The sequence below is a fragment of the Streptomyces sp. NPDC055078 genome (genome assembly GCF_053607985.1).
The window spans coordinates 1-21,405 of sequence record NZ_JBSGUP010000069.1; the positions used below are offsets into that span (position 1 = coordinate 1).

Consider the following 21,405-nt stretch of genomic DNA (forward strand, 5'->3'; position numbering starts at 1 on the left):
GGCCGGGACAGGCCGGGGGCCCCCGCACGTGTTCGCCGACCGGTGCGCCGACCGACGTGCCGCGCGTGCTGTGCCCCGGCTCCCCTGGATCCTGGCCTGAGGGTGAAAGAAGGGCCGCAGGGTGAAAGAAGGGCCGCCCCGGTTTGAGGGGCAGCCCTTGCTGTTACGTTTCGGCTGGTCAGAACGATTCTGCACGGGTGCCGCTCGGTGGGGCGGGTGGGACTCGAACCCACGGCCGACGGATTATGAGTCCGCTGCTCTAACCGGCTGAGCTACCGCCCCTAACGGCGCGTCGCGCACAAATGTGCGCGCCGTCTGCCGCAGCATAGCCGCTCATACGATCTCCTGCCTCGGATGGTCGGCAACGCTCAACCAACAAGACTGCGCTGCCCCCTGCGCGGTTCCAGAAGTTGTGCAGAACACACGAAAAAGGACCCTCAAGGGGTCCCGTTCCGACTCTGCTCCCCCGGCTGGACTCGAACCAGCAACCCTCCGGTTAACAGCCGAATGCTCTGCCAATTGAGCTACAGGGGATCGCGCTCCCCCGACTGGACTCGAACCAGTAACCTGCCGGTTAACAGCCGGCTGCTCTGCCAATTGAGCTACAGGGGATAGTCGCGTTTGCACCGAACGTACCCAACCGGGGTATCCCGGGGGGCGTGTGGTCGCTGCGACACATACATTAGCGCAAGCAGGGGGGTGCTCCGCCAATCGGTATGGCCCGCGTGATCACGGGTCGCGACGGGTAGGCGCCGGGCACCGACGTACGCAGGAGAAGGGTGGCAGCGCCATGCGGTACAAGGTCACGTTCGTCGTCGGACTGGCTCTGGGTTACGTGATCGGTACGCGGGCCGGCCGCGAGCGCTACGAGCAGCTGAAGAAATCCGTACGGGAGTTCTCACAGAACCCCGCCGTGCGCAACGCCGCCGAATCCGCCGCGCACAACGGCCGGCAGGTGGCGGGCAAGGCGTTCCACGCCGTGAGCGACAAGGTCGGCGACCGGATGCCCGAGTCCGTCGCGGAGCGCGTACGGTCGCTGCGGGAGCGGGGCTCGAACGGCGAGGACGACTGGGGAACCAGCAACACCTGACACCGCCGCGCCGCGGGTGGGGCAGAATCTTCCCCCATGGGGATAGTCGCCGGCTTGGACAGTTCGTCTGCGTTCACACAGATCGTCGTCTGTGACACGGACACGGGTGCCGTACTGCGGCAGGGGTATGCCGCGCACCCCGTGGACCCGAAGGCCACCGAGATCGACCCGCAGGCGTGGCTGCTCTCGCTCGGCGAGGCGGCGGCCGGGGGGCTGCTCGAAGGGGTGGAGGCCATCGGGGTCTCCGCCCAGCAGCACGGGCTGGTGCCGCTGGACCAGCAGGGGGCGCTCGTCCGACCCGCGCTGCTCGGCAACGACAAGCGGGCCCAGGTGGCCGCCGCGGATCTGATCGACGCGCTGGGCGGGCGGCAGGCGTGGGCCGAGGCGGTCGGGTCGGTGCCGCAGGCCGCGCTCCCGGTGGCGAAGCTCCGCTGGCTGGCCCGCTCGGAACCGCAGGCGGCGCAGCGCGTCGCCGGGGTGCTCCAGCCGCACGACTGGCTGGTGTGGCAGCTGCTGGGGCGGCCGGTCCGCAGGACCACGGACCGGGGCAGTGCCTCCGGGACCGGATACTGGTCGGCGGGCACCGGGTCGTACCGGCCCGATCTGGTCGAGTTGGCGCTCGGCCACCAGTGCGCGCTGCCCGAGGTGCTCGGCCCCGCCGAGGCCGCGGGGACCACGCCCGAGGGGCTGCTGATCTCCGCGGGGACCGGTGAGACGATGGCCGCGGCGTTCGGGCTCGGCGTCCGGGCCGGCGATGTGGTGGTGTCGCTCGGGGCCTCGGGCTCCGTGATGGCCGTGCACCACGAGGCCCTGGCCGACCCCAGCGGAATGATCACCTCGTACGCGGACGCGACCGGAATGCATCTGCCGGTGGTGCACACCCTGAACGCCGTACGGGCGCTGCGCGGTGCCACCGACCTGCTCGGTCTCGACAGTCTCGAAGAGCTGTCCGACCTGGCGATGAAGTCCACGCCCGGCTCATCCGGGCTCGTACTGCTGCCGTATCTGGAAGGCGAGCGGACCCCCCGCCTGCCGCACACGGCGGGCACGCTGACCGGGCTGCGCCGGGAGTCGATGAAGCCCGAGCATCTGGCGCGGGCCGCCTTCGAGGGCATGCTCTGCTCGCTCGCCGACGCGATGGACGTCCTGCGCGGGCGCGGGGTGGAGGTGCGCAGAGTCTTTCTGCTCGGCGCGAGCGCCGGGCTGCCCGCGGTCCAGACCGCCGCCCCCGGGATCTTCGGCGCGCAGGTCGTCGTACCGCAGCCCGCCGACTACGCGGCGCTCGGCGCGGCGCGGCAGGCCGCCTGGGCCCTCGGCGTGTCCCAGGGGACACTGTCCCCCGGCACCCCGCCCGTCTGGCAGGACGCGGCCGCGCAGTTGCTGGAGCCCGGTGACGAACTGGCCGTCGGCCAGGCGGTGCGCCAGCAGTACGGCGCGACGCGGGAGCAACTGCATCCGGGAGCCTTCACCGCCGCACCGTAGAAGCACGGAGCGCGGGACATCAGGGGAGCGACGTCACCAGCGCCGCGCCGGCCGGACCGCCGCGCCAGGAGAGCACCGCGCCAGGAGAGCACCGCACCGTCGGACCGCCGCGCCGTCGGACCGGCGCACCAGAGGGTCGTGATCCGGCCGGGGCAGGGGGGCCGCTATCCATGGTTATGCCCCGTATCTTGACCGGTCCTTGAATAATTCTCTTGGGGATCATGTGCCCCGGTGGCGCAAGATGGGGGTGCCTCCGGCCCCCCATTCTGTCGACCCCGAGAGACCGCGTGCTGATAAAACTGCTGCGGACGTACCTGAGTCCGTACAAGAAACCGATCGCCCTGCTGGTTCTGCTGCAACTGCTCCAGACCAGCGCCAGCCTCTATCTGCCCACGCTCAACGCCGACATCATCGACGACGGGGTGGTCAAGGGGGACACGGGCTTCATCCTGCGCCTCGGCGGCGTCATGATCGGCGTCAGTGTGGTGCAGGTCGTCTGCAACATCGGCGCCGTCTACTACGGTGCCCGCACCGCCGCCGCTCTCGGGCGCGATGTCCGCGCCACCGTCTTCGACCGGGTGCAGAGTTTCTCCGCACGCGAGGTCGGGCACTTCGGTTCCTCGTCGCTGATCACCCGTACGACCAATGATGTCCAGCAGGTGCAGATGCTGGTCCTGATGGCGTTCACGCTGATGGTCTCCGCGCCGATCATGTGCTTCGGGGGCATCATCATGGCGCTCGGCCAGGATGTGACGCTCTCCGCGGTGCTGCTGGCCGTGGTGCCCGTGCTCGGTGCGGCGGTGACGGTGATCGTCGTCAGGATGCGCCCGCTGTTCCGGACCATGCAGGAGCGGCTGGACACCGTGAACCGGGTGCTGCGCGAGCAGATCACCGGCAATCGCGTCATCCGCGCCTTCGTCCGCGACGAGTACGAGAAGGACCGTTTCCGGGCGGGCAACACCGAGCTGACCGATGTGTCACTGGCCACCGGCCGGCTGATGGCTCTGATGTTCCCGACCGTTCTGACGGTGGTGAACGTCTCGTCCGTCGCGGTCGTCTGGTTCGGCGCCCACCGGATCGACAGCGGGGCGATGCAGATCGGGGCGCTCACCGCGTTCCTCGCGTATCTGATGCAGATCGTGATGGCCGTGATGATGGCCACTTTCATGTTCATGATGGTCCCGCGCGCCGAGGTCTGCGCCGAGCGGATCGAGGAGGTGCTGGGGACGGATTCGAGCGTGGTGCCGCCGGCCGCTCCCGTACGGAAGCTGCTCCGGCACGGGCATCTGGAGGTGCGGGATGTGGAGTTCTGCTACCCGGGTGCCGAGGAGCCCGTGCTGCGCGATGTCGCGCTGGTGGCGCGGCCCGGCGAGACGACCGCGATCATCGGGTCGACCGGCAGCGGCAAGTCCACCCTGCTCGGGCTGGTGCCCCGGCTCTTCGACGCCACGGGCGGCGAGGTGCTCGTCAACGGGGTGAACGTCCGCGAACTGGAACCGGCGCTGATGGCGCGGACCGTGGGGCTCGTCCCTCAGCGGCCGTATCTCTTCTCCGGCACGGTGGCCACCAATCTGCGGTACGGGCAGCCCGGCGCGAGCGAGGCGGAACTGTGGCAGGCGCTGGAGGTCGCGCAGGCCGCCGACTTCGTACGAGAGCTGGAGGGCGGGCTCGACGCCCCCATCGCGCAGGGCGGGACGAATGTCTCCGGCGGGCAGCGGCAGCGGCTCGCGATCGCCCGGACACTGGTGCAGCGCCCGGAGATCTATCTGTTCGACGACTCGTTCTCGGCCCTGGACTACGCGACGGACGCGGCCCTGCGCGCCGCGCTGGGGCGCGAGACCGCCGAGGCGACCGTGGTGATCGTCGCCCAGCGGGTGTCCACGATCCGTGACGCGGACCGCATCGTGGTCCTGGACGAGGGGCGCGTGGTGGGCACGGGTACCCACCGCGAACTGATGGCGGGAAATGAGACCTACCGGGAGATCGTGCTCTCGCAGCTGACGGAGGCCGAGGCCGCATGAGCGGACAGGGACAGAGCGGCGGACAGAGCGGCGGGCAGGGCGGCGGGCAGGGCGGCGGGCCCCGGCCGGCCGGACCCGCGGGGCGCATGATGGTGGGTCCGGTCGAGCGGTCCATGGACTTCAAGGGCTCGGGCAAGCGGCTGCTGCGGCAGCTCGCGCCGGACCGGACGCTGCTGTGGATGATGCTGGCGGCCGGGGTACTGAGCGTCGCGTTCTCCGCGGTCGGGCCGATGGTGCTGGGGCGGGCGACCGACCTGGTCTTCGCCGGGGTCGTCGGCCGGGGCATGCCGGGCGGCACCAGCAAGGCTCAGGCGATCGAGGCCCTGCGGGACAAGGGCGACAACGGGCTCGCCGACATGCTCTCCGGGGTCGCCTTCACCCCCGGCGAGGGCATCGACTTCGGGGCGGTCGGCGAGGTGCTGCTGCTGGCGCTCGGGCTGTTCGTGGTGTCCGGCCTGCTGGCACTGGTCTCCTCCCGGCTGTCGATCACGGTGATCAACCGGACCGTGTACCGGATGCGCGAGGACGTCCAGCACAAGCTGTCGCGCCTCCCGCTGTCGTACTTCGACCGGGCCAGGCGCGGCGAGATCCTCAGCCGGGTCACCAATGACATCGACAACATCTCGCAGACCCTGCAGCAGACGATGGGGCAGCTGATCAACTCGCTGCTGACCATCCTCGGCGTCCTGGCGATGATGTTCTGGATCTCTCCGCTGCTGGCGCTGGTCGCGCTGGTGACGGTGCCGCTGTCGGTCGTCGTGGCGACCAGGGTGGGCAAGCGCTCACAGCCCCACTTCGTCCAGCAGTGGAAGTCGACGGGAAAGCTCAACGCGCATATCGAGGAGATGTACACCGGTCATGCGCTGGTGAAGGTCTTCGGGCGGCAGGAGGAGTCGGCGAAGGACTTCGCCGAGCAGAACGAGGCGCTGTACGAGGCCGGTTTCAAGGCGCAGTTCAACAGCGGGGTGATGCAGCCGCTGATGTTCTTCGTGTCCAACCTCAACTATGTGCTGGTGGCGGTCGTCGGCGGACTGCGGGTCGCGAGCGGGACCCTGTCGATCGGCGACGTACAGGCGTTCATCCAGTACTCCCGCCAGTTCTCGATGCCGCTGACCCAGGTCGCGTCGATGGCCAATCTGGTGCAGTCGGGCGTCGCGTCCGCCGAGCGGGTCTTCGAGCTGCTGGACGCCGAGGAGCAGGAGGCCGACGCGCCGTCGTCGGAGGGGGCGGGCAGGCCCGCCGGGCAGGTCTCGCTGGAGAAGGTCGCGTTCCGGTACGACCCGGAGAAGCCGCTCATCGAGGATCTGTCGCTGAGTGTCGAGCCCGGTCACACCGTCGCGATCGTCGGCCCGACCGGCGCCGGCAAGACCACGCTCGTCAATCTGCTGATGCGGTTCTACGAGGTCACGGGCGGCCGGATCAGTCTCGACGGCGTGGACATCGCGAAGATGTCCCGGGAGGACCTGCGGTCCGGGATCGGGATGGTCCTCCAGGACACCTGGCTCTTCGGCGGCACGATCGCGGACAACATCGCCTACGGGTCCTCCCGCGAGGTCACGCGCGAGGAGATCGAGGAGGCGGCGCGGGCCGCGCACGCGGACCGGTTCATCCGCACCCTGCCCGACGGCTACGACACGGTGATCGGCGACGAGGGCGCCGAGGGCTCGGGGGTCAGCGCGGGCGAGAAGCAGCTGATCACGATCGCCAGGGCGTTTCTGTCCGACCCGGTGATCCTGGTGCTGGACGAGGCGACGAGTTCGGTGGACACCCGTACCGAGGTGCTGATCCAGAAGGCGATGGCCCGTCTCGCCCATGGGCGGACGAGCTTTGTCATCGCGCACCGGCTCTCCACCATCCGGGACGCGGATGTCATTCTCGTGATGGAGAGCGGCGCGATCGTCGAGCAGGGCACCCACGACGAACTGCTGGCCGCGCGGGGTGCCTACGCACGGCTGTACTCCGCGCAGTTCGCGCAGGCGGTGGCGGAGGTCGACTGAGCACGGTCCGGTCGGTCGCGGTTCCGGGCGGTACGGGGCGGTCCGTCCCGTCGCAGATCCGGGCGGTCCGGGCGGTCCGGGCGGTCCGGGCAGGTCCGGTCCACCCGGGTACGGGCGGTCCGCCGCCGGCGCGGGCAGGTCCGGGCAGGTCCGGTCCACCCGGGTACGGGCGGTCCGCCGCCGGTCCGGGCCGTAAGGGCGGTCAGTCCAGGTAGCCGCGAAGCTGGTCGGCGAAGGCGTGGTCGCGGAGTTTGTTGAGGGTCTTGGACTCGATCTGGCGGATGCGCTCGCGGGTCACACCGAAGATCCGGCCGATCTCTTCGAGCGTCCGCGGCCTGCCGTCGACCAGCCCGTACCGCAGCTGGACCACCTTGCGCTCCCGCTCGCCGAGGGTGGAGAGAACCGCCTCCAGGTGCTCGCGCAGCAGCAGGAAGGCCGCCGACTCGACGGGCGACGCGGCGTCGCCGTCCTCGATGAGGTCACCGAGCGCGACATCGTCCTCCTCCCCCACCGGGGCGTGCAGGGAGACCGGCTCCTGCGCGAGCCGCAGCACCTCGCTGACCCGCTCGGGCGGCAGATCCAGCTGGGCGGCGACCTCGTCGGGGGTGGGTTCATGGCCGCGCTCCTGGAGCATCCGGCGCTGTACCCGTACGACCCGGTTGATCAGCTCGACGACATGGACGGGGACGCGGATGGTGCGCGCCTGGTCGGCGAGTGCCCGGGACATGGCCTGGCGGATCCACCAGGTGGCGTAGGTGGAGAACTTGTAGCCGCGCGCGTAGTCGAACTTCTCCACCGCCCGGATCAGGCCGAGGTTTCCCTCCTGGACGAGGTCCAGCATGGTCAGCCCGCGGCCCACATAGCGCTTGGCGACCGAGACGACGAGCCGGAGGTTGGCCTCGATCAGACGTCGTTTGGCCATCCGGCCCATCACGACGAGCCGGTCGAGGTCGACGGCGAGCTGGGAGTTGTTGATGTCCGGGGTGTTGCTGAGCTTCTCCTCGGCGAAGAGACCCGCCTCGACCCGGCGGGCCAGCTCCACCTCCTCGACGGCGGTGAGGAGGGGGATCCGGCCGATCTCCCGCAGATACTGGCGGAACAGGTCGGAGGATGGGCCGTTGTCAGCGCGGGCCGCGGGGGTGTGCTCGGGCGGGTCGGGTGATTCCACCGCGTCCTCGGCGGCGCTCTCCGATGCGGCTTCGGGCACGGACTCGGGATGGTGCGGGGGCAGGCTCTGCGCGGGCACGGCGGCGACGGCCTCCGTCTTGCTCGGGGGCTCCGTCAGCTGTTCGGTAACGGTCCGGTTCAGGGTGTCGGCGAGGGTCTGGGTCTGCACGGGGGCGACCTCCAGGGTGATCGCTGCCGGTTCGGGGGCGTGCGGCAGCGGGACGGGGGCGGCCGGGCCGCTGTCCGTCCCGTACACGATGAGCGGATCCGCGGGGGTGAGAGGCCCACTTCGGGTGGACCGGCCGCGCTCCGAGGACTCAGGCACCGCCCCCAGTGTGGGGTACGACACACAGCGGCCACGAGGGGCGTGCGAGGACTTTCTGAGTCCAGTGCGTGACCGGGCGGTTACCGAACCGGAGCCGACAGGGCCGGGAACCGGAGCCGAGAGCGCGGGGAACCGGAGCCTACGGAGCCGGGTGCCGTCGCCCGAGCCGGCCGGACGCGCTGGGCGTCCGGGGCCGGGGTGTGCGGGGTCAGAGCCCGGGGCGCGGGGTCAGAGGGCGTCGGCGCCCCGGTCGCGGAGGGACTGGGCGTACTGCTGGAGCACCCACAGCTCGCTCGCCACCGCGGTGTGTTGCTCGGGGTCCGCGTGCTGGCCGAGGCGGGCGAGGGTGCCCTGGACCTCCCGGATACGGCGGTCGACCGCGCGCAGCCGGACCTGGACGAGCTGCACCCCCGCATAGCTCTCGTCCACCGTCCGGCAGTGCACCGCCTCGACGGCCAGCTCGGTCACCAGGGCGCGCACCGAGTCATTGGGCGCGGTGTCGCGGACCCGGGCGAGGTAGCCCGGGCTGTCCGCCGTGCCCTGCTCGGCGCCGCCCGCTTCGGCGATGGTCTGGCGGACCGCCGCGTACGGGGGCGCGGTGAACTCGTCCACGCCGTACGCGTCGAAGGCCGGGGAGACCAGGTCGGGGTGCTGGAGCGCGAGCTTGAGCAGCTCGCGCTCGGTGCGGTGGGCGGGGCTGCGGAGGTTGAGCGCGGGGCCCCCTGGCCCCCCGGGACCCGCTGACACCTCGGGCGGCGGTGCGGCGGGCTGCTGCCGCGTGCCGGTACGGGAGGGGGCAGGGCCACGACCGCCCCGGTCGCGGGCCCAGCGGGCGAGCTGGGCGACGCGCTTGACGACGAACTGAGTGTCGAGGATGCCGACGATGCCCGCGAGCTGCACCGCCGACTCGTGCTGGATCGCCATGTTCTTGATCCCGGCGACGATGGGCGCGGCTTCGTCCAGCGCGGCGGCCCGGCCGGCCGGAGTCTCCAGATTGTGCCGCAGCACGACCTGGCGGATGGCGAACTCGAAGAGGGGCGTACGGGTCTCGACGAGTTTGAGGACCGCCGCGTCGCCGTCGGCGAGCCGCAGTTCACAGGGGTCCATCCCGCCCGGGGTGATCGCGATCGAGGTCTCGGCGGCGAACTTCTGGTCGTCCTCGAAGGCGCGCAGCGCGGCCTTCTGACCGGCCGCGTCACCGTCGAAGGTGAAGATCACCTCGGCGGTGGCATGGTCCATGAGCAGCCGGCGGAGGATCTTGATGTGGTCGCCGCCGAACGCCGTGCCACAGGTCGCGATCGCCGTCGTCACCCCCGCCAGATGGCAGGCCATCACATCGGTGTACCCCTCGACCACCACGGCCCGGCTCGCCTTGGCGATCTCCTTCTTGGCCAGGTCGATGCCGTACAGCACCTGGGATTTCTTGTAGATGCCGGTTTCGGGGGTGTTGAGGTACTTGGGGCCGTTGTCGCTGTCGTAGAGCTTGCGCGCGCCGAAACCGACGACATCGCCGGAGATGTCGCGGATCGGCCACATCAGCCGGCCCCGGAAGCGGTCGATGGGGCCCCGGCGGCCGTCCTGGGAGAGGCCGGAGAGGATCAGCTCCTTGTCGCTGAACCCCTTGCCGCGCAGAAAGCGGGTGAGATGGTCCCAGCCCTGAGGGCTGTAGCCGACACTGAAGTGCTGGGCCGCGGCGTGGTCGAAACCGCGCTCGGCGAGGAAAGCACGGCCCGTCTCGGCCTCGGGGCTCGTCTCCAGCTGCTCGATGTAGTACTGCGCGGCGATCTTGTGCGCCTCCACCAGGCGGATGCGCTCGCCCCGCTGATGGCTGGGGTTGTACCCGCCCTCCTCGTATCGCAGGGTGATACCCGCGGTGGCGGCCAGTCGCTCGACCGTCTCGGAGAAGGTGAGATGGTCGATCTTCATGACGAAGGCGATCGTGTCGCCGCCTTCCTGGCAGCCGAAGCAGTGGAAGAGCCCCTTGCTCGGGCTGACCTGGAAGGACGGGCTCTTCTCGTCGTGGAAGGGACAGAGCCCCTTCAGATTGCCGCCGCCGGCGTTGCGGAGCTGGAGGTACTCGGAAACGACGGCGTCGATCGGGACCGCGTCCCGAACCGCCTTGACGTCGTCATCGTTGATCCTGCCTGCCACGCGTGAATTCTACGGTGGCCCGCTGACACTCCCGACTGCCATGGACAACTCCCGTCACCCGATGAGGGAGGTGAGGGGTACGGAAGGGTCGCCGAGGGCCACGGGATCCACGGGGGCGCCGGAGCGGATGAGGTCCTGGACGGGCGCGGTGACGTCCCACACATTCACGTTCATCCCCGCCAGCACCCGGCCCCCGCTGAGCCAGAACGCGATGAACTGCCGTTTGCCCGCGTCCCCGCGCAGCACCACCTGGTCGTACGACCCGGCCGGCGCCCAGCCCGAGTACTCCAGGCCCAGGTCGTACTGGTCGGAGAAGAAATAGGGGACGCGGTCGTACGACACGTCCTGGCCGAGCATGGAGCGAGCGGCGGCCGGGCCGCCGTTGAGGGCGTTGGCCCAGTGCTCCACACGCAGCCGGGTGCCGACGAGCGGATGGTGGGCGGCGGCGACGTCGCCCGCGGCGTAGATGTCGGGATCGGAGGTGCGCAGGGAGGCGTCGACGGCGACCCCGCCGCCGTGCGCCCGGTCGGCGAGCGTGAGACCGGCGGCTTCGGCGAGCCCGGTGCGCGGGGCCGCGCCGATCGCCGCGAGGACGTCATGCGCGAGGTGCTCCTCGCCGTCGTCGGTCCGTACCGCCAGCACCACGCCGTCCTGGCCGGTGATCTCGGTGAGCCGGGCGCCGAAGTGGAACCGGACTCCGTGTTTGGTGTGCAGCTCGGTGAAGATCTGGCCCAGCTCGGGGCCGATGACCTGGTGCAGCGGGGTCGGTTCCGGTTCGACGACGGTGACCTCGGCGCCGTAGCCACGGGCGGCGGCGGCGACCTCCAGGCCGATCCAGCCGGCGCCCGCGATGACCAGATGGCCGTTGTCCCGGCCGAGGGCGCTGAGCACATGGCGGAGGCGGTCGGCGTGGGCGAGGCGGCGCAGATGGTGGACACCGGCCAGCTCGGTGCCCGGAATGTCCAGGCGCCGTGGCTCGGCACCGGTCGCGAGCAGCAGCTTGTCGTAGTGCAGGACGGTTCCGTCGCCCAGCTCCACCGACTTCCCCACCCGGTCGACGGCCACGACGGACTGGCCGAGATGCAGCTCGACATCGGCCTGCGCGTACCAGGCGGGCTCGTGGACGAAGACGCTGTCGCGCTCCTCCTTGCCCGCGAGGTAGCCCTTGGACAGGGGCGGGCGCTCATAGGGGTGGTCGCGTTCGTCACCGATGAGGATCACTCGCCCGGTGAACCCCTCGGCACGGAGCGTCTCGGCGGCCTTGGCCCCGGCGAGACCACCGCCGACGATGACGAATGTCCGATGTCCGTCGACCACTTGATGCCTCCTCTTTGCTTCTGCGCTGCTGGTTCAACGCTGCTTCTACGCCACACAGCCTCCAGCGAGCGTCCCGCACGGAGCGTGATGGCGGAAGAGGGAGTGTCCCGGGCGTGTCATCCCGTAGGGCCTCCAGGGGGCGGGCGGACGGCTCAGCGGCGGGCCGTGAGCTGGGCGTGCAGGGTCCGGGCGGAGGCGTCGGTGAGGGACGCGAGCTGATCCACAATCACCCGACCGCGCGCCCGGTCGTCCTCGGCCGCGGTGAAGAGCGCGCGGAACTGCGGGTCGAGGCTCTCCGGCGCGCGGGCGGTGAGCGCCTCGGCCAGCTCGGCCAGGACGACGCGCTGGTCGGCGCGCAGGGCCTCCTGTTCGGCGCGCTGCATCACATAGCGGTCGGCGACGGCCTTGAGCACCGCGCACTCGTTGCGCGCCTCGCGGGGGACGACCAGCTCGGCGGCGTAGCGGGTGAGGCGTCCGGTGCCGTACGCCTGGCGGGTCGCGCCCTCGGCGGCGAGACAGAACCGGCCGATGAGCTGGCTGGTGGCGTCCTTGAGCCGGGACTGCGCGACGGCCGAACCGTCGTACTGGTGCGGCCACCACTCCTGGCCGATCAGCCGGTCCAGGGCGTCGGCCAGCTCTCCGGGGTCGGTGTCGGCGGGTACGTACCGCCCGATCGCCACCTGCCAGATCGCGCGGCGCTCCGGCCCGGCGAGCAGGAGGCCGGGGTCGATGTGCCCGGCGTGCAGCCCGTCCTCGAAGTCGTGCACCGAGTAGGCCACGTCGTCGGACCAGTCCATGACCTGGGCCTCGAAGCACTTGCGGTTCGCGGGCGCCCCCTCGCGTACCCAGTCGAAGACGGGCAGGTCGTCCTCGTACACCCCGAATTTGACCGAGTCGGGGTCGGTGGGGTGGCCGCCGCGCGGCCATGGGTACTTGGTGGCGGCGTCCAGGGCCGCTCGGGTGAGGTTCAGCCCGACGCTCACCAGGTCGCCGCCCTCGGTGCGGAGGAACCTCTTGGGTTCGATACGGGTCAGCAGCCGCAGCGACTGGGCGTTGCCCTCGAAGCCGCCGCAGTCCTTGGCGACGTCGTTGAGCGCGACCTCGCCGTTGTGCCCGAAGGGCGGGTGGCCCATGTCGTGGGAGAGGCAGGCGGCCTCGACCAGATCCGGGTCGCAGCCGAGGGCGGCGCCCAGCTCGCGGCCCACCTGGGCGCACTCCAGCGAGTGGGTCAGCCGGGTGCGGGGGCTGGCGTCCCACGCCTGGTTCCGGGTGCCCGGGGTGACGACCTGGGTCTTTCCGGCGAGCCGGCGCAGCGCGGAGGAGTGCAGCACCCGGGCGCGGTCGCGCTGGAAGGCGGTGCGGCCGGGGCGCTTGTCCGGCTCGGGGGCCCAGCGGGCGGTGGCCGCTTCGTCGTACATGTCGTCGCGCATGCCGTGCATGCTCTCGTGTATGCCGCCGTACGTCGTGGGGTGCCCCTGCGGTCCGGGCCCGGGTGGGGTGGTGCTGGTGGTGCCTGCCATGCACCGAAGGTAACCGGAGCCTGTGACAGACGGGGGCGGGCGGGCTGCGCGGGGGCGAGTTCTCGCCGCCGCGCCGGACATGGTCCTCAGATCTGCTGTTCCCGCGCCGGACATGGTCCTCAGATCCTCCGTTCCCGCGCCGGGCGCGTCCTCAGCGCCGTGTCCCGGCGCCGGAGCGGGTGGCGGGCGGGGCCGGGTCGGCCGGGTGCGGCTGCCTGGGTGTTCCGTTGAGCCTGACCTGGCTCAGTCGGCTGCCCAGCGCGTCGGTGATACGGGAGAGCAGCTGGGCGGTGGTGTCGAGTGGCGTGGACTCGCGGAGGTGTGCCGGCTCGGTCATGGGGCCATGCTGGCCGACCGAGGTTGCGGGGCCGTTGCGCTGCGGTGACGGGAGTTATCCACAGGCGGACGGGCTCGGGAGCGGGCTGTCAGACCCGTCACCTACTGTAATCGTCATCGAAACCGGTACGTCTGGGGAGGCGGTCTTGCCATGGGCTGGATCGAGACAGAGAGCGGCGGGTACGCCGTGGCGCTGGACGGGGCGGATGTCCTGTGCCGCAATACGGCGGGACGAACCCTCAAGCAGGTGCCGCCGAAGCTCAGGGACGACGCCGTCGTGGTGCGGCTGCGTCAGCTCTCCGAGTGGCTGGTACGCCACGAGCGGGAGTGCGGGGAGCAGGTCGACGCCTGGCTGGTGCGCTCCCTTCCGGTGCCGGTGGCGCTGCTGGCGCGGGTCTGGCCGGACCCGGCGTGGCGTTCGGCGCTGCGGGATCTGGTCATAGCGCCGGTGGGGCCGGACCGCGCGGCCGACATGGAGCGCGCCGGGCTGCTGCGGGACGCGGACCCCGGCAAGGGGGTGGGCATCGTCGACCTGGACGGTGATTCGGTGCGGCTGAGCTGCGAGAGCGTGCTGATACCCCACCCGGTGCTCCTGAAGGACCTGGACGACCTGCGCGAGTTCGCGGTCGAACTCGGGGTGGAGCAGCGGGTGGAGCAGCTGTTCCGGGAGGTGTGGCGGCGGCCCGACGAGGTCGGCGGCAGCAGCTGGCAGGCGTACGCGCAGGGGAAGTTCGAGCAGTTGCGGCACGCCACCGCGCGGGCGGTGTCGATGGGCTACCGGGTGCGCGGCGGCCAGGCGCTGTGCCCGCTGGTGGAGGACGGTCGTGCGCTGGAGGCGGCGTACTGGCTGGGGTCCGACCATCCCGACTCCGAGGCGTACACCGGCGCGCTGGAGTGGCGGGACAAGGAGGGTCAGCGGCTGCCGTTGGCCGAGGTGGGTCCGGTCGCCTGGTCGGAGGGCGAGCGGATGGCCGCCCTCATCCACGCGGGCCGGGTCGTCGTGGACGAAGCGGATGAGTTGCGGTGAGCGGGACACGCGGAGCCGAGGCGCGGCACGGCGGCGCACAGAGCGCTGACGTACAGAGCACTACGGGGGGATCAGTGGACGGACTGCTGGAGGCCGGGGCGGTACTGCCGCTCGTCGGCGGAGGAACCACGGGCGGTGGCACGAGCGGTGGCACAGGCTCGCGCGGTGGCACAGGCTCGGGCGAGGCATCGCGCAAGGAGCCGGGCCGCGCGTCGGGCGGCACGTCAGGCGGCACGTCGGGCGGCACGTCGGGCGGCACGTCGGGCGGCAGCGTTGTGTTGACGGCGCGGAAGTACGGCCATCCGGCGCTCGACGGGCGGACGGTGGTGCGGCTGGTGCCGGAGACCATCGCGCCCGCCGAGGATCTGGCGCTGGAGTATCTGGGGTTCGAGGCCGGTACCTCGGTGCCGGTGGGGCGGGTGAAGGGGCAGTCGCTCGGTTTCCCGGCCTGGGCCCTGGTCAATGACCCGGCGCGGGGTCACCACGCGCTCGCCGTGGTCAAGGAGATGGAGCGGCTCGCGCGCCTGGTGGCCACCAAACCGGGCCTGGCGAAGGAGGGCTTCGACGAGATCGGGGAGCGTCTGGACGGATCCGTCCCGCACTTCCTGCCGACGTATTACGAGCAGGCGGGACGGCTGTTTCTGGCCGTCGAGGCACGGCAGCAGGCGTCGGTGTACTTCGGCAAGGCGCGCGCGGCCGAGCAGCGGCACGCACTGCCGGTGGACGAGGAGCGGCTGCGCGAGGTGTTCCTCGAATTCGCGGGGGCGGGCGCGCTGAGCGGCAAGGCCCTGCGGGACTACGCGAAGGGGCTGGGCGAGCGGCTGCCCGCGCCGCTGGCGTTCGAGGAGTTCCGGGTGGTCACCTCTCAGCGGTGCCGGGCCGGACTCACCCCGTACGCGGGCGTGCTGGAGGATCTGCGGCGGCTCGCGAAGAGCGCGGGCCTCGATGCCGCCGCCGAGGAGCGGTCACTGATCAGGGAGATCATCCATACGTCGGCGGTGGAGCGCGCTTCGGGGAGCTTCTGGAAGTCGGCGCTCCCCGCGTTGTCCGCCGTCGCCTCCGAGGACCCGGCGGTACGAAAGCGGCTGCTGGCGCTGCTGCCGGAGACGGGCGGTGACAGTCCGGAGGAGTTCGACGCGTCCTGGCTCGCGCTCCTTGAGCGGTGCGGGTCGATCGGGCTGCTGCTGGACGGGACGGTCCCGGCCGCCGCGTGGCTGTCGTCCTGGAGCGTCCACCGGCAGCGCGGCTGGCGTGCCACCAAGCGCCTCACCTGCGAACTGGCTCTGGTGGAGCGGCTCGCGGACCGGCTGATCGCGACCGGCGACGAGCTGAAGCTCCTGCACGGCGGCTGGCGCGTCACCGTCGATCTCGACCTTCTCGATCTGTGTCTGTCCCTGGGCGTGCCGGTCGAGCCCCCTGCGGACGACATGGAGCACCTGGAGCTCGGGCCCTGGCTGTCCGACGAGCGCGAGGGGCGCAGGGATCTCGCGGCGCTGGTCGCCGACGCCCGGTTCGCCCGGGTGCTGCGCGGCGGTGTGGAGCGGGTGGCGGGCACCGGTTCGGTGTCCGGGCCGATGAAGCGGCTCGTCCGGCACCCGGCGCTGCGCACCGTGGTCGGCGGCTGGCTCACCGACCGGGCCGATGACCTCGCCCGGCCGATCGGCCTGCCGGAGCTGGACCGTCAGCTCAGGAGGCTCTCCGGTTTCGCGTCCTCCCCGGCGCTGGGCACCGCGCCGGACGCGGTCGCCCGGATCACGTCCTTCTCCCCCGCCGAGGCGCTCGCGCACACCCTGCGCACCGGCATCCTGGACGAGTTGGGCTGGCCCGCGCTGGAGGAGGCACTGAGCGAGCTGGGGGAGGCGAGCCCCGAGGCCGCGCGCGGTCGCGGCCGGGGCAACGACGACTGGTACGCCCTGTCGGACGCCTGGCCCGCGCTGGTCGTCCGGTTGGGCATGCGGGCCGTCGCGGTGGACGCGCAGGCCGTGGTCGACCGCCGGACGCTCTCCCTCCCGGCGCAGAACAACCACGGGCGCTCCCCGCTGATCCGCTATGTCGGCGGCCAGTGGCTCACGGTCAACGGGTACGGCGACGAGCGCCGGGCCAGCTGGTCGGGCCGGGCCGCCGATGTCTTCAAGCCCGATGGGATGCTGCCCGAGCAGTACGTCTCGTATCAGTCGCCGTCGCTTCAACTGCCGGACGGCAGCCGCACCTTCGGTGGACGGCCGGTGTACGCGGGCGACACCTCGTTCGCCGGCGAGGCGCGGCAGATCGCCTCGGACGGTGTCTCGATCTGGGTGCTGCACGAGGGCGAGTGGTGGGACTACGACCCCGAGTCGGCCCGCAGGGGCCGGATCTCGATGCCGGCGTTCTTCGATTCTGCCCTGGCCGAGGGCGGGGGCACGCTGATGGCGAGTTCCTGTCGGCTGCTGCCCGTGCAGCCGGGGCACGAGTCCTCGCCGTTCGGCGCCGCGGGCGGTCTGACCGGCTGGTGGGTGCGGTTCGATCCGCGGACCCGTACCCTCACCGCCTGCTCGGTGGACGGCAGCCGCAGTCCGGCGATCGCCGTCCCCAAGGGCCGCGGGCCGGAGTATCTGACCGACGGGATTCCGCTGCCGCCGCTGCGGCTGCCGGGCGGTGCCGTGCTGCACCCGCGTGAGTCCCGCGGCTACCAGGGCCGGATCGCGTTTCACGACGCCGGCGGTCTGCTGCTGGCGTCGGTCGCGGAGGGCGACCACGGCGGGGTGTACGCGGGCGGCACCGTGGTGGTGCCGCCGCTGGGGTACTGGCACGCGCTGCGTCCGCGCGACGAGCGCGGGTCGCTGGCGCTGCGCTCGATGACCGGGGCGGACGCCCAGGCGCTGCTGAAGGCCGTCGCGGACGGGACGGAGGCGGCGGACGCCGTACGGAAGGTGCTGCCGGAGATCACCCACGCGGGGCTGCTGGCCGGTGTGGCCGCGCTCGTCCGGGAGGGCGCGCGGCACGCCCGGCGGATCCGCTCCCTCGCCGAGTCGGCGGAGGCGCGGCCCGGATCCGGTGCGGAGCCGGAGGTGCGGTTCACCCAGGACGGCCGGCTGCGGCAGGCGCTGAACAGCCTCACGGATTCCCGGCGCCACTACGGCGGGTACTCATGGGAGCAGGACACCACCACGGCCATGGACCAGATCCGGGCGCTGCGGCAGGTGCTGGCGCCCGGTGCCGGTACCACCCAGGTCAAGATCGGCAACACCGGCGTGGAGTGGCTTTCGCTGCCCGGCGCGGGGCTGGCGGCGGCGGCCGTGCGTGCGGCGTCACCGGCGACGACCCGGCAGAACCGGGACACGCTGCTGGAGTTCATCGACACCGCGCTCGGCGTACGGGCGGACGGGGACGCGGTTCTCGCCGACCCCCGGGGGCGGCTGCGGGTCGTTCAGCTGCGGGGCGAGTGGACCGGGGAGCCCGGCCGGCGGCTCGGGGAGGTGCGGCACTCGGGGCCGCGCCGGCTGCTCATCACGGGGTGCTCCCGGGCCGAGGGCACCTTCGCGACGTGGATCGGCGTCGAGTACGACCCGGCCGGTGACTTCGGCGGCTGGGACGGTTTCACGGAGACCGGGTCCGATGTGCTGGGCAGCGCCGGCGACCCGGTGCGGGCGGACGCGCTGCGCCGGCTCGTCGACACCGTGCGGGCGCGGGGACCGGTGCCGTACCGGCCGGAGCAGGCCGAGGAGTTCGGCGAGCTGGTCGGTGTGGGCGCCGTGACGGGAGCGCTGCTCCAGCTCGGTCTGCCGGGCCTCGAAGAGTACGGCCGGGCAGGACTGCTGTCGGCCGACTATCTGACGCCGCTGGGGCTCAAGAGCGCGGACGCCAGGGACGGCCGCGCCCGGATGGAGGCCCTCTCCCCGGCCGACCGGCAGCTGTACACCGGTCTGCTGCTGCCGCTGGAGCCGCAGCGGGTGGACGAGCTGTGGACGAAGGGCTTCGAGCTGGGGCCACTCGGCGAGGTCTGGGTGGCCAGGCGCGGCAGGCGCCGCGCCGCGCCCTCCTGGCTGGTCGGCCGGGCGGTGGCCGAGCGGGGTCCGGGCACGCCACTCGACCAGGTGCTCAACCCCGAGTTCCAGCCGGAACTGACGGGGCGCACCGAGCAGCGGCTCGACGAGGACGACGATCTGATGCCCGCCGAGCCGGAGAAGCTGCTCACCGGGCAGGACCTGCTCTCCTATGTGCACACGCTGGCCTGGCTGGCCTACCGGCTGCCCTTCGGCGATCCCCTGCGCGCGGTCCTGCCGGTCACCCTGCGGATGCTGCGGGAGCGGCTCGCCGACCCGGCGCTGCTGCTGGACGTCGGTGTGGACTGGGACACCGAGGGCAAGCCGATCTCCGCGCGGGTGCGCCGGGCACACGGTCTGGGCAAGCGCGGCAAGGACGCGAAGGAGGGTCTGGTCGAGCTGTCGGACACGCTGGTGCTCACCCCGATGAGCTATCGCGCGGAGTGGGACGAGGTGTGGCTCAGGCCCGCGCCGCTGGTGACGGGAGCGGACGCGGGTCCGGACCATCCGACGCTGAAGCTGCTGCTGGGGGTGGCCGGTGAGCAGGAGCCGCTGGCGGCGCTGCGGACGCTGCTCAGCGAGGAGTTCGAGGCTCTGGTGACGGCCGACGGGCCGGCGGGCGCACCGCAGTGCCCGGCGCACGGTTCGCCCGGGGTGGTGGCGCGGGTGGTGGAGCGGTTCGGGCTTTCCGAGGACGTGGCGACGGTGTATCTGATGCTGCTGGCGCTGCCCGATCCGACCGACAGGAACCTGGCGGAGTGGACCGGCTGGAAGGCCGCGCGGCTGAATGCGGCCCGTGGGGAGCTGGCGGCCACGAATCTGGTGGTGCAGGCGAAACGGCCCCGGGCCGGGCGTTCGCTCTTCCTGCCGGGTGGCTGGCTGGACCGGAAGGCGCCGCTGCTGCCCGTCGAGAGCTGGAAGTCGGCGCTGCTGCCGCTGGACGGTCACCGTTTCGCGGTGCCGGACCGCCCGGTGGCCGAACTGTTCGCGGCGGCCTGGCAGCGGGTGGAGGACGGCGACGCACCGAGGTACGAGGAGTACCAGGTCCGCAGGGTCAGGGGAGGTTCGCGATGACTGGGGTCGACAGGGCGCCGACCGGTACGCGGCAGTTGGAGCTGCCGGAGGACAGGTACGCCGAGGAGCTGGCGTTCCTCGCCTCGTACGACGACGGGCCGAGGCCGCCTGGCTGGCGGATGACGCCGCGTGCGGTGGTGCTGTTCGTCTGTGGTTCGGGCGGTGAGCCGCTGCGGGCGGGCGATGGGCGGCAGTTGGCCGTTTCCCGGAAGTTCGTGGGTGATCGGGCGCTGGTGGAGCGGTGCGTGGTGACGCTCGCGGGCGAGCGGGGGCTGCTGCTCGTCGGTGAGCCGGGCACCGCCAAGTCGATGCTGTCCGAGCTGCTGTCGGCGGCGGTGTGCGGTTCCAGCACCCTCACCGTGCAGGGCACCGCGGGCACCACCGAGGACCAGCTCCGCTACGGCTGGAACTACGCGATGCTGCTCGCCAAGGGCCCGAGCCGGGAGGCCCTGGTGCCCTCCCCGGTGCTGACCGCGATGACCCGGGGCGCGGTCGCCCGCATCGAGGAGGTCACCCGCTGTCTGCCCGAGGTGCAGGACGCGCTGGTCTCGCTGCTCTCCGAGCGCCGGATGTCCGTGCCCGAGCTGGCGGGAGGCGGCGGCCCCGACGAGGGCACCGTGCATGCCGTGCCCGGCTTCACCCTGATCGCCACGGCGAACCTCCGCGACAGGGGCGTGTCCGAGATGTCCGCCGCGCTGAAGCGGCGGTTCAACTTCGAGGAGGTCGGCCCGATCGCCGACCTCGACGCCGAGACCGCGCTCGTACGCGGGCAGGCCACGGCGGCGCTGGCGCGTACGGGTGCCGGGTTCGGGGTGGACGACGCGGTCCTGGAGGCGCTGGTGACGGCCTTTCGCGATCTGCGGTCCGGGCGCAGCGCGGAGGGCTGGGAGATCGAGCGGCCTTCGACGGTGATGTCCACGGCGGAGGCGGTGCATGTCGCGACCTCGATGGGGCTCGGTGCGGCGTATCTGAGCGACGGGCGCGATGTCGTGCGCACCCTGCCGGGTCATCTGCTGGGCACGGTCCGCAAGGACGACCCGTCCGACCACGCCCGGCTCCTCGGGTACTGGGACGGGCCGGTCCGGCGCCGGGCGGAGGGCGGCGCGCCGCTGTGGCGGACGCTGTGGGAGCTGCGCGATGAACTCGCGTGAGGCGCCGGAGGGCTCCGCCGGGGGGACGGGTGCCGGCGGAGGTGTGGAAGGGGCCGGGGTGACGGACTCCGGCGGGGGAACGGGGGCGCCCGTGGTGGGCGATCCGGCGGACCTGCCGGGGTCGTCGGGTTCTCTGGAGTCGCCGGGGCATCCGGGGACGCCGGGGTCGCTCGGATCGCCGGGGTTTCCGGGATCGCCGGGGTCGCGGGGGTTTCCGGGGTCGCCCGAGGAGGCGCTGGCCTCGCTCGCGGGGTGCCGTGACCCGTATCTGATCGGAGTACGGCACCACTCCCCCGCCTTGGCGGCGGCCGTGCCGGCACTCCTGGCCGAGGCGGCGCCGGAGGTGCTGTTCATCGAGCTGCCGGAGGAGTTCGCGCCGTGGCTGGAGCATCTGGCCGACCCGGCGACGGTGCCTCCGGTCGCGCTGGCGGGCAGCGGGACCGGGTTGGTCTTCCTGCCGTTCGCGGAGTTCTCCCCGGAGCTGGCGGCGATCCGCTGGGCGCGGGAGGCGGGCGTGGAGGTGGTGCCCTTCGATCTGCCGCTCGGCGCACGGGCGGCTCGGGGCGGGGGCGTCGAGCCCGTGGGCCCCGCTCCCGGTGCGCGGGAGACAGCGGTCCACCGCGCGGGCAGACCGGTGGCTGAGGTCGGAGACGCCGAACCCGACGACCCGGCCACGGGCGCCCGGGCGGCATCACCCCATCGCTCGGGGGCTCTCTCGGCCGCCC

At 72.1% G+C, this 21,405-nt stretch carries 13 protein-coding genes and 3 tRNA genes; 8 read left to right on the forward strand and 8 right to left on the reverse strand.

What is annotated here, in order from left to right; translation table 11 throughout:
• Positions 1–208 precede the first annotated feature (208 nt).
• The 3 genes from ACWF94_RS09015 to ACWF94_RS09025 form a co-directional block, all read right to left on the reverse strand.
• A tRNA-Ile gene (locus tag ACWF94_RS09015) sits at positions 209–282 on the reverse strand.
• Positions 283–461: 179 nt separating this feature from the next.
• Positions 462–534 (reverse strand) — tRNA-Asn (locus tag ACWF94_RS09020).
• 5 nt (positions 535–539) lie between these two features.
• Positions 540–612 (reverse strand) — tRNA-Asn (locus tag ACWF94_RS09025).
• A gap of 178 nt (positions 613–790) precedes the next feature.
• On the opposite strand from ACWF94_RS09025, the gene ACWF94_RS09030 reads away from it, so the two are divergent.
• The 4 genes from ACWF94_RS09030 (at position 791) to ACWF94_RS09045 (ending at position 6,590) form a co-directional block, all read left to right on the forward strand.
• Positions 791–1,090: a YtxH domain-containing protein gene (locus ACWF94_RS09030; RefSeq protein ID WP_453486155.1), complete on the forward strand. Its 300-nt coding sequence runs from the start codon at positions 791–793 to the stop codon at positions 1,088–1,090.
• 36 nt (positions 1,091–1,126) lie between these two features.
• Positions 1,127–2,572, forward strand: coding sequence for an FGGY family carbohydrate kinase (locus ACWF94_RS09035; RefSeq protein ID WP_453486157.1), 1,446 nt, complete (start codon positions 1,127–1,129; stop codon positions 2,570–2,572).
• A 287-nt stretch (positions 2,573–2,859) separates the two neighbouring features.
• Positions 2,860–4,593, forward strand: a complete 1,734-nt coding sequence (locus ACWF94_RS09040; RefSeq protein WP_453486159.1) for an ABC transporter ATP-binding protein — start codon at positions 2,860–2,862, stop codon at positions 4,591–4,593.
• An 86-nt stretch (positions 4,594–4,679) separates the two neighbouring features.
• On the forward strand, positions 4,680–6,590 hold the full coding sequence (locus ACWF94_RS09045) for an ABC transporter ATP-binding protein (RefSeq protein ID WP_453486177.1): 1,911 nt from the start codon (positions 4,680–4,682) through the stop codon (positions 6,588–6,590).
• A gap of 202 nt (positions 6,591–6,792) precedes the next feature.
• On the opposite strand, the gene ACWF94_RS09050 is transcribed toward ACWF94_RS09045, so the two are convergent.
• The 5 genes from ACWF94_RS09050 to ACWF94_RS09070 form a co-directional block, all read right to left on the reverse strand.
• Positions 6,793–8,082, reverse strand: a complete 1,290-nt coding sequence (locus tag ACWF94_RS09050) for an RNA polymerase sigma factor (RefSeq protein WP_453486161.1) — start codon at positions 8,080–8,082, stop codon at positions 6,793–6,795.
• 228 nt (positions 8,083–8,310) lie between these two features.
• Positions 8,311–10,233: a DNA primase gene (gene dnaG, locus ACWF94_RS09055; RefSeq protein ID WP_453486163.1), complete on the reverse strand. Its 1,923-nt coding sequence runs from the start codon at positions 10,231–10,233 to the stop codon at positions 8,311–8,313.
• A 54-nt stretch (positions 10,234–10,287) separates the two neighbouring features.
• On the reverse strand, positions 10,288–11,550 hold the full coding sequence (locus ACWF94_RS09060) for an NAD(P)/FAD-dependent oxidoreductase (RefSeq protein WP_453486165.1): 1,263 nt from the start codon (positions 11,548–11,550) through the stop codon (positions 10,288–10,290).
• 152 nt (positions 11,551–11,702) lie between these two features.
• Positions 11,703–13,070, reverse strand: a complete 1,368-nt coding sequence (locus ACWF94_RS09065) for a deoxyguanosinetriphosphate triphosphohydrolase (protein ID WP_453486167.1) — start codon at positions 13,068–13,070, stop codon at positions 11,703–11,705.
• Between the two features lie 151 nt (positions 13,071–13,221).
• Positions 13,222–13,407 carry a hypothetical protein gene (locus tag ACWF94_RS09070; protein ID WP_453486169.1) on the reverse strand — a complete coding sequence of 62 codons (186 nt, stop codon included), beginning with the start codon at positions 13,405–13,407 and terminating at the stop codon, positions 13,222–13,224.
• Positions 13,408–13,557: 150 nt separating this feature from the next.
• Here ACWF94_RS09070 and ACWF94_RS09075 point away from each other — a divergent pair, with 150 nt between their 5' ends.
• The 4 genes from ACWF94_RS09075 to ACWF94_RS09090 all read left to right on the forward strand — a co-directional run.
• Positions 13,558–14,433 (forward strand): DUF4132 domain-containing protein, encoded by an 876-nt coding sequence (locus ACWF94_RS09075; protein ID WP_453486171.1) that lies wholly within the window; start codon positions 13,558–13,560, stop codon positions 14,431–14,433.
• Entirely contained in the window at positions 14,430–19,529 is a 5,100-nt protein-coding gene (locus ACWF94_RS09080; RefSeq protein WP_453486173.1) for a hypothetical protein, read from the forward strand. Before ACWF94_RS09075 ends, ACWF94_RS09080 begins: the two co-directional genes overlap by 4 nt.
• Positions 19,526–20,680, forward strand: a complete 1,155-nt coding sequence (locus ACWF94_RS09085) for an ATP-binding protein (protein WP_453486174.1) — start codon at positions 19,526–19,528, stop codon at positions 20,678–20,680. Before ACWF94_RS09080 ends, ACWF94_RS09085 begins: the two co-directional genes overlap by 4 nt.
• A gap of 310 nt (positions 20,681–20,990) precedes the next feature.
• A partial coding sequence (locus ACWF94_RS09090) for a DUF5682 family protein (protein ID WP_453486175.1) occupies positions 20,991–21,405 on the forward strand: 415 nt, incomplete at its 3' end.

What these genes read in the sequence shown, in the direction of transcription:
- ACWF94_RS09030 (WP_453486155.1), top strand. Translation starts at nt 791, where the DNA reads ATGCGGTACAAGGTCACGTTCGTCGTCGGACTGGCTCTGGGTTACGTG.
- ACWF94_RS09035 (WP_453486157.1), top strand. Translation starts at nt 1,127, where the DNA reads ATGGGGATAGTCGCCGGCTTGGACAGTTCGTCTGCGTTCACACAGATC.
- ACWF94_RS09045 (WP_453486177.1), top strand. Translation starts at nt 4,680, where the DNA reads ATGATGGTGGGTCCGGTCGAGCGGTCCATGGACTTCAAGGGCTCGGGC.
- ACWF94_RS09065 (WP_453486167.1), bottom strand. Translation starts at nt 13,070, where the DNA reads ATGGCAGGCACCACCAGCACCACCCCACCCGGGCCCGGACCGCAGGGG.
- ACWF94_RS09070 (WP_453486169.1), bottom strand. Translation starts at nt 13,407, where the DNA reads ATGACCGAGCCGGCACACCTCCGCGAGTCCACGCCACTCGACACCACC.
- ACWF94_RS09075 (WP_453486171.1), top strand. Translation starts at nt 13,558, where the DNA reads ATGGGCTGGATCGAGACAGAGAGCGGCGGGTACGCCGTGGCGCTGGAC.
- ACWF94_RS09085 (WP_453486174.1), top strand. Translation starts at nt 19,526, where the DNA reads ATGACTGGGGTCGACAGGGCGCCGACCGGTACGCGGCAGTTGGAGCTG.